Genomic DNA, 13439 nt, shown 5'->3' on the forward strand with positions numbered 1-13439 from the left:
CCTCGTCGCGGCGGGAGTGACCGGATCAGCGATCGCGATCCCGCTCCTCGGCGCCACCGGTGCGAGCGCGGCCAGCGGCACGACCTGGGACCGGGTCGCGGAGTGCGAGAGCGGCGGATCCTGGAGCGCCGACACCGGCAACGGCCGCTTCGGCGGACTTCAGATGTCGCAGGACGACTGGGACGCCCACGGCGGCCTGGACTACGCCCCGCGCCCCGACCAGGCCAGCCGCTCGCAGCAGATCGCCGTCGCCGAGAAGATCCTCGCCGACCGGGGCGTCTCCGTGTGGCCGGGCTGCGGCCTGCTCTCAGGCCTGGACAAGGACCCGGCCGCCGCCCGGGTCGACACGGGGGTCGCCGGCGACGCGTCCGGCGGCGGTTCGGCCTCGGGCTCCGGTGCCGACTCCGGCCTGTCCGAGTCGCCCATATCGGGTGGCTCTTCGGTATCTTCCTCCCCTTCTCCCTCTTCGTCCCCTTCCGCGGCTTCGACCGCCGATTCCGGTAAGAGCAAGGCGAATGCGAGTGAATCCGGCGATCGCGTCGATTCCGGTGACTCGGCGGCCGGTGCGGCGAACGGTGATGACTCGGACAAGTCCGATCGGAATGGGGCCTCTTCGGGTGCCGGGGAGTCCGGGGACTCCGGTGCGGGCCGCCATCGCGGTGGCAGTACCGAGGGGAGTGCCCCGGACGGCCGGACCGGTGACGTGGCCGGCCGTCATGCCTCGCGCGACTCGTCCGTGCCGCTGTCCGCCGACGGCGGCTCGTACACCGTCCGTCCCGGGGACAGCCTGTCGGGCATCGCCGACTCCCTTGACCTCACCGGCGGGTGGACGGCGCTGTATGACGCGAACAAGCAGACGGTCGGTACCGATCCCGACCTCATCCTCCCCGGTCAGAGCCTTGCGCTCGATGTCGACGGGGCGGCGGGCAGTCCTGAACTGCCGTAGCGGAGATGGTGGTTCACATCCCACTTCACGCGGTATGTCCCGTTTGGTGAAAGTGAGAGATGGGTCTCACTCGCCCTGATCGGCTTTGAAATTCGGTGGATCGACTGCTTACGGTCTTGCCGCTCGCTCCAGCGGGCTCCCATGGCCGCCACGCCGAATCCTGCCGGCGGCCGTACGGAAACAGTCGTCGCGTCAAGCGCCGTAGGCAGGAGCGGGGGACCCAAGGTAAGTGCCGTGCCCGGACGTTGACCGGGAACGGCTTGGGGTGAAGCCGCGCGCCCTGACGAGCGCGGCCGGGCAACTCAACCGGCCCGAACCCGACAGCTCACCTCGCAGGCGTCGGTGAGGGGAACGAACCATGCTGTGTTCCGGCAACGGCAAGCACCGCCGCCCGTCCAAAACCGCCCGTGTCATCGCGCTCGCCGGCGTCACCGGCGCCGCCGTCGCCGCCCCGCTGCTCGCGGCCGGCAACGCCTCGGCCGCCACCGCCGCCGAGTGGGACGCCGTCGCCCGGTGCGAGTCCGGCGGCAACTGGTCCATCAACACCGGCAACGGTTTCTACGGTGGCCTGCAGTTCACCAACTCCACGTGGGCCGCGTTCGGCGGCACCGCCTACGCCCCGCGCGCCGACCTGGCCACCAAGGCGCAGCAGATAGCCATCGCCGAGAAGGTCCTCGCGGGCCAGGGCAAGGGCGCCTGGCCGGTCTGCGGCAAGGGCCTGTCCAGCACCCCCTACAGCGGCGCCGTGAGCGGCGGCTCGTCGAGCGCCGCCAAGCCCGCCACCCGCCCGGCCACGCAGCAGTCCTCCCGGTCGGCCGCGCGCCCGGCCGCTCCGAAGGCCGCCACCACCCCGGCCGCCCCGAAGGTCGAGAAGGGCAACGGCGAGTACACGGTGGTCAAGGGTGACACCCTCAGCGGCATCGCCGCCGAGCATCACATCAAGGGCGGCTGGCCGAAGCTGTTCCAGCTGAACAAGGGCGTCGTCAAGGATGCCGACCTCATCTACCCGGGCCAGCGGCTGCACCTGAAGTGACGGCCGTCCGGCAGCCGGAGCGCAGGCCCCCGCAGGCGCGGCCCCCACAGCGGAGGTCGCGTGAGGACCGCCCCGCCCCACAGGCTCCCCGCTCCGGTGCGTTTTCCCCCGAACGCACCGGAGCGGGGTTTTTTGCCCGTGTGCCCGTGACGTTCGCCGCCTCTCCTCCCAGGCCCTTTGTTCCGTGCGGAAACAATGTGTACCGTCACTCTGTCCACGGGACGGTCGGTCGGCTTCCGGCATCCCGGGGACGGTTAGTCTCTAGTCGCAAGGTGCCCCGCACTCTCAGCGTCACATCCACGAAGGAGATGCTCGTGCCGTCCATCGACGTCGTCGTAGCCCGGGAAATCCTGGACTCCCGAGGCAACCCCACGGTCGAGGTCGAGGTCGGCCTCGACGACGGCAGCACGGGTCGTGCCGCCGTTCCGTCCGGCGCCTCCACCGGCGCCTTCGAGGCCATCGAGCTGCGCGACGGCGACCCGAACCGGTACCAGGGCAAGGGCGTCGAGAAGGCCGTTCTCGCGGTCATCGAGCAGATCGGCCCGGAGCTGGTCGGCTACGACGCCACCGAGCAGCGCCTGATCGACCAGGCCATGTTCGACCTGGACGCCACCGACAACAAGGGTTCCCTCGGCGCCAACGCCATCCTCGGCGTCTCCCTCGCCGTCGCGCACGCCGCCTCCGAGGCCAGCGACCTGCCGCTGTTCCGCTACCTGGGCGGCCCGAACGCGCACCTGCTGCCGGTGCCGATGATGAACATCCTCAACGGTGGCTCGCACGCCGACTCCAACGTGGACATCCAGGAGTTCATGATCGCCCCGATCGGCGCGGAGTCCTTCTCCGAGGCCCTGCGCTGGGGCGCCGAGGTCTACCACACCCTCAAGAAGGTGCTGAAGAACAAGGGCCTGTCCACCGGCCTGGGCGACGAGGGCGGCTTCGCCCCGAACCTCGGCTCCAACCGCGAGGCCCTCGACCTCATCCTGGAGGCGATCAAGGAGGCGGGCTACGCCCCCGGCCAGCAGATCGCCCTCGCCCTCGACGTCGCCGCCTCCGAGTTCCACAAGGACGGCAAGTACCTCTTCGAGGGCAAGGAGCGCTCCGCCGCCGAGATGACGGAGTACTACGAGGAGCTCGTCGCGGCCTACCCGCTGGTCTCCATCGAGGATCCGCTGTTCGAGGACGACTGGGCCGGCTGGAAGGTCATCACCGACAGGATCGGCGACAAGGTCCAGCTCGTCGGCGACGACCTGTTCGTCACCAACCCGGAGCGCCTGGCCCGCGGGATCGAGGAGGGCACCGCCAACGCGCTGCTCGTCAAGGTCAACCAGATCGGCTCGCTGACCGAGACCCTGGACGCCGTCGAGCTGGCCCAGCGCAACGGCTTCAAGTGCATGATGTCCCACCGCTCCGGCGAGACCGAGGACGTCACCATCGCCGACCTGGCCGTCGCCACCAACTGCGGCCAGATCAAGACCGGTGCCCCGGCCCGCTCCGAGCGCGTGGCCAAGTACAACCAGCTGCTGCGCATCGAGGAGATCCTCGACGACGCCGCGGTCTACGCCGGCCGCAGCGCCTTCCCGCGCTTCAAGGGCTGAGCGACCAGGGCAACGCCTTAGCCAGTCGTCCGTACGTCCCCGTACTCGGTCCCGTACCGTGTGCGGGGACGTACGCACGTGTGAAGGGGAGGCGGGAGAGATGGCCGTGAAGGACCGCGACCGGTTCTCCACAGCGACCAGGCTGAGGCTGCTCGGCGAGCAGACGGCGGCCCGGGTCTACCGCTCCCAGAGCAGACGGCAGGCCCGCCGCTCCCGGCTCACCGGCCGGGCCGCCCTGCTCGCACTCGTCCTGTGCTCGCTGATCGTGGCGCTCGCCTACCCGATGCGGCAGTACGTCTCCCAGCGTGCGGACATCGCCGATCTGGAGCGGCAGCAGGAGCAGGCCCGCCGGCGGGTCGAGCAACTGCGCGACCTCAAGGCCCGCTGGCAGGACGACGCGTACGCGGAGCAGCAGATCCGGCAGCGGCTGCACTATGTGATGCCGGGGGAGACCGGGTACGTCGTGATCGACCCGCACCCGGCCGAGCGGTCGCACACGGACCGGACGAGGTCCCTGCGCCCCTGGTACGCCAACATCTGGTTCGGCGTCGACAAGTCCGACGCGTCGTCCGGCAAGTGATACCGAGAAAGACAGCCTGAAAGCAGCCATGGAAATCCCTCCGCCGCCCACCCCGCGCACCGAGCCCACGGACGCGGACGTCCAGTCCGTCACGCAGCAGCTCGGGCGCCCGCCGCGCGGGCTGCGCGCGATCGCGCACCGGTGCCCGTGCGGGCAGCCGGACGTCGTGGAGACGGCGCCGCGGCTCCCCGACGGGACACCGTTCCCGACGACGTACTACCTGACGTGCCCGCGCGCCGCCTCCGCCATCGGCACCCTGGAGGCGAACGGCGTCATGAAGGAGATGACGGACCGCCTGGCCACCGACCCGGAGCTGGCCGCCGCCTACCGGGCCGCGCACGAGGACTACATCGCCCGCCGAGACGCCGTGGAGGTCCTGGAGGGCTTTCCGAGCGCGGGCGGCATGCCGGACCGGGTGAAGTGCCTGCATGTGCTCGTGGCGCACTCCCTGGCCGCGGGACCGGGCGTCAACCCGCTCGGTGACGAGGCGATCGCGATGCTGCCCGAATGGTGGCGCAAGGGGCCGTGCGTGACGCCCGGGGAGCCGCCGTCCGGCGAGGAGTGGCAGGTGCAGGAGTCGGACTCCGGCTGGTTCGCTTTCAAGCCCCTCGCCGCCGCCGATGCCGCAGACGCGGCCGATTCCGGGGAGGACGACCAGTGACCCGGGTCGCCGCCGTCGACTGCGGTACGAACTCCATCCGGCTGCTGGTCGCGGACGCGGACCCGGCGACCGGTCAACTCGTCGACCTGGACCGGCGGATGACCATCGTCCGGCTCGGCCAGGGCGTGGACCGCACCGGGCGGCTCGCGCCGGAGGCGCTCCGGCGGACCTTCGCCGCCTGCCGCGAGTACGCCGAGATCATCGAGAAGCACGGCGTGGAGCGGATCCGCTTCGTCGCCACCTCCGCCTCCCGGGACGCCGAGAACCGGGAGGAGTTCGTGCGTGGCGTCCTGGACATCCTCGGTGTCGAGCCCGAGGTCATCTCCGGCGACCAGGAGGCGGAGTTCTCCTTCACGGGCGCGACCAAGGAGCTGGCCGGCCGGGAGGACCTCGCGGGGCCTTTCCTCGTCGTGGACATCGGTGGCGGGTCCACGGAGTTCGTCGTCGGCGACGACCACGTGCGCGGCGCCCGGTCCGTCGACATCGGCTGCGTCCGCATGACCGAGCGCCACCTCGTGCGCGACGGGGCCGTGACCGACCCGCCCACCGAGGAGCAGATCGCGGCCATACGGTCCGATGTCGAGACCGCGCTGGACCTGGCGGAGCGGTCGGTGCCGCTGCGCGAGGCGCACACACTGGTCGGGCTCGCGGGTTCGGTGACCACGGTCGCGGCGATCGCGCAGGACCTGCCGGAGTACGACTCGGCGAGGATCCACCACTCCCGCCTCTCCCACGACCGCGTGCGGGAGATCACCGAGTGGCTCCTGAGGGCCACGCACGCCGAGCGCGCGGCCATCCCCTCCATGCACCCGGGACGCGTGGACGTCATCGGCGCGGGCGCCCTCGTACTGCTCGCGGTCATGGAGCGGACCGGGGCCGCGGAGGTCGTGGTCAGCGAGCACGACATCCTGGACGGCATCGGGTGGTCTCTGGCCTGACCGCCTACAGGTTGCGGTAGACGTCCCGCCGGTCGCCCGCCTTGACGACGAGGATGACGAGTTCACCATCGTTGATCTGGCAGGCGACCCGGTAGCTTTCGACCCGGAGCCGGTAGAGCCCCGACGGGCCGGTGAGCTTCTCGACGTCGGCGTCCTCGCGGTACGGGTCCTCGCCGAGCGCGGTCAGCGCGGTCAGGATGCGCATGGCGTCGGGCCGGCTGATGGCCCGGAGCTGCCGCTGTGCCGCCGTGGTGAACCGGAAGGCGTACTTCACGTCGCCTCGCCGTCATGCTCGGTGAACAGATCCGCCAGCAGTTCCGCCATCGTCACGGTGGGGCCGCCCTCGGCCAGGACCGCTTCCGCTTCGCGCGCCAGCATCACGTCGGCCGCTTCCTCCAGCGCCTCGAAGTCCGCGATCGGGACCACGGCCGCCACCGGGGCGCCGTTGCGCGTGATGACGGTCGGAACGCCTTCCTCGGCCCGGTTGATGTGGTCCGCGAGGTGCGCGCGGGCTTCCCTCACGGTCACGGTGTTCTCAGCCACGCGGGCAGTGTACGCGTTATCGTGTACACGTAACTCGGTTCGGCGAGTGGGTTGCGCTCGTGGACGATCCTCGACGGATCGCTTGTCCGGCGCGTGGTGGGGCGGGGTTTCTACTCGCCGGTAGCCTCTCCTGAGCAGGTCAGGTACCGTATGAGCGCGCCCGAGGGGCCCTCGGGGTCTCCTCGGGGAGGCGCCCACGGAAAAGTTCGTGAAGTTCTTCACAAGGAAATCGCCCCCGTCGGGCGGCACCATGGGCCGAACGGCCCATTCCTGGGGCTCGGTGGGCCCTTGCGGGTGCTCGCACGAGCGAGAGCACGGGGTCGTGCGGACCCCGGTCCGGGGCCCGTGTGGATCTTCCTCAGGGGTTCGGTGCAGCTCACGTGGCCTTGGCCAGGGTCGGCTCGTACGCTTGTTCCCTTGTGATGTCGTGGCCTGCCTTGCCGGGGTCGCGCACTATAACAGATACCCTGCCCAAGCTTGTGAAGGGGCGCACGAGCCTCCCCCCGCGGACGGGTGGATACTCGATGCCATGAGCACCACGGAGCGTCCCAGGATCCTCGTAGTAGGCGGTGGGTACGTAGGCCTGTACGCAGCTCGACGCATTCTGAAGAAGATGCGCTACGGCGAGGCGACCGTCACCGTCGTCGACCCGCGCTCGTACATGACCTACCAGCCCTTCCTCCCCGAAGCCGCCGCCGGCAGCATCTCCCCCCGGCACGTCGTCGTCCCGCTGCGGCGCGTGCTGCCGAAGGCGGAGGTCCTCACCGGCCGGGTCACCAGCATCGACCAGGACCGCAAGGTCGCGCGCATCGCCCCGCTGGTCGGCGAGGCGTACGAGCTGCCCTTCGACTACCTCGTCATCGCGCTGGGCGCCGTCTCCCGCACCTTCCCGATCCCCGGGCTCGCCGAGCAGGGCATCGGCATGAAGGGCATCGAGGAGGCCATCGGCCTGCGCAACCACGTTCTCGAGCAGCTCGACAAGGCCGACTCCACGAACGACGAGGACGTCCGCCGCAAGGCGCTCACCTTCGTCTTCGTCGGCGGTGGCTTCGCCGGCGCGGAGACCATCGGCGAGGTCGAGGACATGGCCCGGGACGCGGCCAAGTACTACAAGAACGTGTCCCGCGACGACATGCGCTTCATCCTCGTCGACGCCGCCGACAAGATCCTCCCCGAGGTCGGCCCCAAGCTCGGCCAGTACGGCAAGGAGCACCTTGAGGGCCGCGGCGTCGAGGTCTACCTCTCCACGTCCATGGAGTCCTGCGTCGGCGGTCACGTGGTGCTCAAGAACGGTCTCGAGGTCGACTCCAACACGATCGTGTGGACCGCGGGCGTCAAGCCCAACCCGGCGCTGGCCCGCTTCGGCCTGCCGCTGGGACCGCGCGGCCACGTGGACACCGAGCCCACGCTCCAGGTCAAGGGCACGGACTACATCTGGGCCGCCGGCGACAACGCCCAGGTGCCGGACCTCATCGGCCGCAAGGCGGGCAACGAGAACGCCTGGTGCCCGCCCAACGCACAGCACGCGCTGCGCCAGTCCAGGACCCTCGGCGACAACGTGGTGGCCGGCCTGCGGGGCTTCCCGCAGAAGGAGTACAGCCACGCCAACAAGGGCGCGGTCGCGGGGCTGGGCCTCCGCAAGGGCGTCGCCATGATCGTCGTCGGCAAGGTGAAGATCAAGCTGCGCGGCCGCCTGGCGTGGTACATGCACCGCACCTACCACGGCCTTGCCATGCCGACGTGGAACCGGAAGATCCGGATCTTCGCGGAGTGGACGCTGGCGTTGTTCCTCAAGCGCGAGGTCGTCGCGCTCGGCGCGATCCACGCTCCGCGCGACGAGTTCTACGAGGCCGCCAAGCCGGTCCCGGTCCCGGTCGCGGCCAGGACCGAGGAGAAGGCCAAGGCTTCCTGACCTCCGGCCAACCCGCAGTCCCCGAAGGGGCCGCCCGCCATCCGTGGTGCGGGCGGCCCCTTCGGTGTACGGCGACGGGTGCGGACCGCCCGGCGGGCGGGGCCGGGCCGCCGGGCGGAGCGGGGGCCGACCGGGCGGACGCCGGTATTTTGCACAGCCGTAACGCCGATGGGGGACTGCGAATTGGCCCCTCAGGTGTTTTCGTGGTGTTGGACATTCCGGGACCTGTCACGGAGGTGTGCACCATGGCTGATACCGCGCGGCGGCTGAAGGGCCTCGTCGAACAGTTGCTGGGAGCCCCGCTCCCGGTGCGCATCCGGGCCTGGGACGGTTCGGAGGCCGGCCCGCCGGGTGCACCCGCCATCCTCGTGCGCAACCGTCGCGCGTTGCGCCGCGTCCTGTGGAAGCCCGGCGAACTGGGCCTCGTCCGTGCGTGGGTCGCCGGGGACCTGGGCGTCGACGGCGATCTGTACACCGCCCTGGAGCTGATGGCCGGACTCGTCTGGGAGCGCGGGGACGACGCCCGCGGGCTCGCCGAGGCGGTCCGCGACCCGGACGTCCGCGCCGCCGTCCGCGGGCTGGCCAGGATGGCGGGCCTGCTGCCGCCGCCCCCGCCGCCCCCCGAGGAGGTCCGCCGGTTCCGCGGCAACCTCCACACCCGGCGCAGCGACAAGCAGGCCATCAGCCACCACTACGACGTCGGCAACGACTTCTACGAAATCGTCCTGGGGCCCTCCATGGTCTACTCGTGCGCCTACTGGGACACACCGGACGGCACCCTGGAGGACGCCCAGCGCGACAAGCTGGAACTGGTCTGCCGCAAGCTGGGCCTGAAGCCGGGGCAGCGGCTTCTCGACGTCGGCTGCGGCTGGGGCTCCCTGGCCGTGCACGCCGCCCGCGAGCACGGCGTCGACGTCGTCGGTGTCACGCTCTCCGAGGAGCAGGCCGCGTACGCCCGCAAGCAGGTCGCCGACGAGGGGCTCACCGATCGCGTCGAGATCCGGGTGCAGGACTACCGGGACGTCGCGGACGGCCCCTTCGACGCCATCTCCTCCATCGGCATGGCCGAACACGTGGGCGCCGAGCGGTACCTGGAGTACGCCCGCGGTCTGCACGCCCAGCTGAAGCCGGGCGGGCGGCTGCTCAACCACCAGATCGCCCGGCGGCCCCAGCGGGACGAATCCTCGTACTCCGTCGACGCTTTCATCGACGCGTACGTCTTCCCGGACGGCGAACTCGCCCCCCTCGGCACCACGGTGACCCAGCTGGAGCGCGCCGGGTTCGAGGTCCGCGACGTCGAGTCCCTGCGCGAGCACTACGGCCTCACCCTGCGCCGCTGGGTCGCCAACCTGGAGGGCCAGTGGGGGCGGGCGCAGCGCCTCACCAGTGCGGGCCGCGCCCGCGTCTGGCGCCTCTACATGGCCGCCTCAGCCCTCGCCTTCGAGCGCAACCGCATCGGCGTCAACCAGGTCCTCGCCGTGCGGACGCCGGAGCCGGGCACGTCCGGGATGCCGTTGCGCGCCCGTACCTGGAACTGACCCCGGGTTCCTCCCCGCACCGCCCCGCACCACGAAAGGGCCCCGTCCGGACGGTGAACGGACGGGGCCCGGCCGGTCGTCGCCGCTACTCCGACTTGATCGCAGTGAGCATGTTCAGACGGGCCGCCCGCCGGGCCGGCCACAGGGCGGCCAGCACGCCGACCACCGCGGCCAGCAGGAGGAAGAGAGCCATCCGGCCCCAGGGCAGGACCAGTTCGTAGGTCGCCATCTTCGTGCCGAGCAGTTCACCGGCCGCCCAGCCGAAGAACACGCCCAGGCCGAGGCCGAGTACCCCGCCGAAGAGCGAGATCACCAGGGACTCAAGGCGGACCATCCGTTTGATTCCCCTGCGGTCGAGTCCGATCGCGCGCAGCATCCCGATCTCCTGGGAGCGCTCGAAGACCGACATGGCCAGCGTGTTGATGACGCCGAGGACGGCGACGAGCACCGCCATGGCCAGCAGGCCGTAGAGCATGTTCAGCATCAGTGTGAAGATCTGCGCGATGCGGTGGGAGATGTCCTTCTTGTCCTGGACCAGGACGGCCGGGTTGTCGCCGAGCGCCTTCTCCAGCGTGCTCTTGGCCGACGCGGTGGCGCCGCCCGACGTCCTGACCATCACCTGCATGTCGGACGGGTCGCTCTGGTGCGGGGAGAGGGTGGCGAGGTCCAGCATGATGCCGCGCATCATCTCGGTCTTCCGGTAGACACCGGCCACCGTCAGCACCTGCTTCTTGCCGTCCTCGTACGAGACCGTGAACCGCGAGCCCACCGTCCAGTGGTGGGACCCGGCCGTGCCGTCGTCGACGACCACCCCGGTGCCGCCGACCTTGAAGGCGCCGTCCAGGACCGTCAGATCGGTCAGTTCGCCGATCGTGGCGCCGTTGACGCCGGTCAGGTACTCGGTCTCGCCGTCGATGCGCGAGGGCGCGTTGCGCAGCGGGCTGGTCACGGTGACCCCGTCGGTCGACTTCAGCGTCTTCTCGACGCCGGGTGAGAGCGTGTTGCCGTTCGCCATCGACACCACGTAGTCCGCCTTGAGCGCCGAGGCGGCCATCTTGTCGATCGCGGTCTGCAGGCTGCCCGCCATCACCGTCAGTCCGGTGATCAGGGTCAGGCCGATCATCAGGGCCGAAGCGGTGGCCGCGGTGCGGCGCGGGTTGCGCACCGCGTTCTGCCGGGCCAGCTTCCCCGAGACCCCGAAGGCGCGCAGGAGGGGCGCGGCGGCCGCGATCAGCGGGCGGGACAGCAGCGGTGTGAGGACGAAGACCCCGATCACGAGGAGCACCGCACCGGCGCCCATCGGCATCTGGCCGGCGTCGCCGTCCAGCGTGGTGGCGTACAGAACGGTGGTGACGCCGGCCGCGGAGAGCAGGGCGCCGATCGTGTTCCTGACGACCAGGGACTTCATGGACGCCTGCGCGTGGACACTGCTCATCGCGGCGACCGGCGGGATCTTCGCGGCGCGGCGGCCCGGCAGCCAGGCGGCCAGCATCGTGATCAGGATGCCCACGGCGAGGGCGGTCACGACCGTGCCCGGGGTGATCACGAGGGGGCCGTCCGGAACGGTTCCGCCGAGTTTGCCCACCAGCGACCGCAGCCCCGCGCCGATGCCGACGCCCGCCACCAGACCGCTGACGGCCGCGACCGCCCCGACCACGAACGCCTCGACGAGTACGGACCGGGTGATCTGACGGCGGGAGGCGCCGACCGCGCGCAGCAGCGCCAGCTCCTTGGTGCGCTGGGCGACCAGCATCGTGAAGGTGTTGGCGATGATGAACGTGCCGACGAACAGCGAGATCCCCGCGAAGACCAGCAGCCCGGTGCGCATGCTGCTGGTCTCGGAGGCGATCTGCTGGGCCTGGTCGTCGGCGAGCTGCCGGCCGGTGGCGGTGGAGGCGACGTCCTTGGGGACGATCTCGTCCAGCGCGTTGCGCAGGGCGATCTGGCCGGTGCCGGGGGCGGCCTTCACGTCGATCTTGTCGTACGTCCCGCCCTTGTGGAACAGCCGCTGGGCGGTGGCCGTGTCGAACAGGGCGAGGCTGCCGCCGGCGGCGACGTTGCCGTCGTCGGTGGTGAAGATGCCGGTGATCCTCGGGGTCAGGACGGGCCCGTCGATGGAGAGGCGCACGGTGTCGCCGACCTCGTAGCCGGCGCGCCCGGCGGTCTCGGAGTCGATGAGGACCTCGTTCTGCCCCTGGGGGGCGTGCCCGCTCACGATCGGATACCGGGGGTCCTTGGCGCCCCAGTAGTTGCCGCCCTGGGACTGGAAGCCGCCGCCGATGAGTTTGCCGTCCTTGCCGGCGATGGCGGTGAAGCCGTTGACGACGCCGATGGCGCTGCCGGCGCCCCGCGCCGCTGCGGCCCTGTCGAGGAGGGCCTGGGTCAGCTCGGGCTCCTTGCCGAGCGTGTCGCCGGTGTCCTTGCGGCCTTCCGGGCGGATGGCGACGTCGACCTGGTCGAAGCCCTTGGCGGAGCTTTTCTGGTAGGCGTCCGAGATGGTGTTGGTGAAGACCAGGGTGCCCGACACGAATGCCACGCCGAGCATCACGGCGAGGACGGTCATGAGCAGCCTGGCCTTGTGCGCGAGCACGGTGCGCAGGGCGGTTCGGAACATTTCTCTCTGTCCAGGGCTGGGTTGTGCGACGGGTGGGGCGAAAGGCGGGCGGGACGCGGCCGATGGCCGCTCTCGGGTACCGGGCCGGCCGGGAATCGTGGGCGAACTCCTCTGCGCGCCGGGCGGGTTGCCCGGCTTGCCGCCGGTGTCAGCTGGTGCGGCCCTTCGCGTCGAACCGCTTCATCCGGTCCAGCACCGTGTCGGCGCTCGGCTCGTACAGCTCGTCCACGATCCGCCCGTCCGCCAGGAAGATCACCCGGTCCGCGTAGGCCGCCGCGACCGGGTCATGGGTGACCATCACCACCGTCTGTCCCAACTCCCTCACGGAGTTGCGCAGAAAGCCCAGCACCTCCGCGCCCGACCGCGAGTCCAGGTTCCCGGTGGGCTCGTCGCCGAAGATGATGTCCGGCTTGGAGGCCAGCGCCCGCGCCACCGCGACGCGCTGCTGCTGGCCACCGGACAGCTGGGAGGGGCGGTGGCTCAGCCGCCCCGACAGGCCGGTCATCTGGATCACGGTGTCCAGCCACGCCTTGTCCGGCTTGCGGCCCGCTATGTCCATGGGCAGCGTGATGTTCTCGATCGCGCTCAGCGTCGGCAGCAGGTTGAACGCCTGGAAGATGAAGCCGATCTTGTCCCGGCGCAGCTTGGTGAGCTGCTTGTCCTTGAGCGCTCCCAGCTCGACGTCGCCGATGCGTACGGAACCGGACGAGAAGGAGTCGAGGCCGGCGACACAGTGCATCAGCGTCGACTTGCCGGAGCCCGAGGGTCCCATGATGGCGGTGAACCGAGCCTGCTGGAAGTCGACGGTGACCCGGTCCAGGGCGACCACCTGGGTCTCGCCCTGACCGTAGACCTTGGACAGATCCGCGGCTCGGGCGGCCACCGAGGTGGTCCGGTCGGCGAGGGGGGTGCTGGTCACGGGAGGGTGCTCCTGTCGGGACGACGACGGTCAAGGGGACGTGTCCCATCGTTCCGGCCGATCAGCCGCGTGGAGTCAGCCGCTGTTCCGGTTCCCGGGGCAGCCTCGGGTCGGACCGGCCCGGCCGGTTGTCATACCTGGGGATGACGGTGGCCCCGGA

Annotated in this window: 12 protein-coding genes and 1 riboswitch; of the genes, 8 read left to right on the forward strand and 4 right to left on the reverse strand. The window is 70.7% G+C overall.

Annotated elements, in window-relative coordinates:
* Positions 1-16: 16 nt before the first annotated feature.
* The 6 genes from ACFSL4_RS07945 (at position 17) to ACFSL4_RS07970 (ending at position 5753) form a co-directional block, all read left to right on the forward strand.
* The gene (locus ACFSL4_RS07945; protein ID WP_381079994.1) at positions 17-946 is read left to right on the forward strand and encodes a transglycosylase family protein; all 930 of its coding nucleotides are present in this window, start codon (positions 17-19) and stop codon (positions 944-946) included.
* 187 nt (positions 947-1133) lie between these two features.
* A riboswitch (cyclic di-AMP (ydaO/yuaA leader) is annotated at positions 1134-1300 on the forward strand.
* Between the two features lie 4 nt (positions 1301-1304).
* On the forward strand, positions 1305-1979 hold the full coding sequence (locus ACFSL4_RS07950) for a transglycosylase family protein (RefSeq protein ID WP_381079996.1): 675 nt from the start codon (positions 1305-1307) through the stop codon (positions 1977-1979).
* Between the two features lie 314 nt (positions 1980-2293).
* A complete protein-coding gene (gene eno / locus ACFSL4_RS07955) occupies positions 2294-3574 on the forward strand; it encodes a phosphopyruvate hydratase (protein WP_417820335.1) in 1281 nt (426 codons plus the stop codon).
* Positions 3575-3674: 100 nt separating this feature from the next.
* Positions 3675-4154 (forward strand): FtsB family cell division protein, encoded by a 480-nt coding sequence (locus ACFSL4_RS07960; protein ID WP_381079998.1) that lies wholly within the window; start codon positions 3675-3677, stop codon positions 4152-4154.
* A gap of 28 nt (positions 4155-4182) precedes the next feature.
* Complete coding sequence (locus ACFSL4_RS07965) at positions 4183-4815, forward strand: DUF501 domain-containing protein (protein WP_381080000.1); 633 nt, start codon at positions 4183-4185, stop codon at positions 4813-4815.
* Positions 4812-5753 (forward strand): Ppx/GppA phosphatase family protein, encoded by a 942-nt coding sequence (locus tag ACFSL4_RS07970; RefSeq protein WP_381080002.1) that lies wholly within the window; start codon positions 4812-4814, stop codon positions 5751-5753. Before ACFSL4_RS07965 ends, ACFSL4_RS07970 begins: the two co-directional genes overlap by 4 nt.
* A gap of 4 nt (positions 5754-5757) precedes the next feature.
* On the opposite strand, the gene ACFSL4_RS07975 is transcribed toward ACFSL4_RS07970, so the two are convergent.
* Positions 5758-6027: a type II toxin-antitoxin system RelE family toxin gene (locus ACFSL4_RS07975; protein ID WP_381080004.1), complete on the reverse strand. Its 270-nt coding sequence runs from the start codon at positions 6025-6027 to the stop codon at positions 5758-5760.
* A complete protein-coding gene (locus tag ACFSL4_RS07980) occupies positions 6024-6296 on the reverse strand; it encodes a type II toxin-antitoxin system Phd/YefM family antitoxin (RefSeq protein WP_381080006.1) in 273 nt (90 codons plus the stop codon). The genes ACFSL4_RS07975 and ACFSL4_RS07980 overlap by 4 nt, the downstream gene beginning before the upstream one ends.
* A 529-nt stretch (positions 6297-6825) precedes the next feature.
* On the opposite strand from ACFSL4_RS07980, the gene ACFSL4_RS07985 reads away from it, so the two are divergent.
* On the forward strand, positions 6826-8208 hold the full coding sequence (locus ACFSL4_RS07985) for an NAD(P)/FAD-dependent oxidoreductase (RefSeq protein ID WP_381080008.1): 1383 nt from the start codon (positions 6826-6828) through the stop codon (positions 8206-8208).
* A 245-nt stretch (positions 8209-8453) separates the two neighbouring features.
* Positions 8454-9746: a class I SAM-dependent methyltransferase gene (locus ACFSL4_RS07990; RefSeq protein WP_381080010.1), complete on the forward strand. Its 1293-nt coding sequence runs from the start codon at positions 8454-8456 to the stop codon at positions 9744-9746.
* 85 nt (positions 9747-9831) lie between these two features.
* On the opposite strand, the gene ACFSL4_RS07995 is transcribed toward ACFSL4_RS07990, so the two are convergent.
* Both ACFSL4_RS07995 and ACFSL4_RS08000 read right to left on the reverse strand, forming a co-directional pair.
* A complete protein-coding gene (locus ACFSL4_RS07995) occupies positions 9832-12360 on the reverse strand; it encodes an ABC transporter permease (RefSeq protein WP_381080012.1) in 2529 nt (842 codons plus the stop codon).
* Positions 12361-12508: 148 nt separating this feature from the next.
* On the reverse strand, positions 12509-13279 hold the full coding sequence (locus tag ACFSL4_RS08000) for an ABC transporter ATP-binding protein (RefSeq protein ID WP_381080014.1): 771 nt from the start codon (positions 13277-13279) through the stop codon (positions 12509-12511).
* Between the last annotated feature and the right edge of the window lie 160 nt (positions 13280-13439).

The organism is Streptomyces caeni (assembly GCF_042678285.1).
Classification (GTDB): Bacteria; Actinomycetota; Actinomycetes; order Streptomycetales; family Streptomycetaceae; genus Streptomyces; species Streptomyces caeni.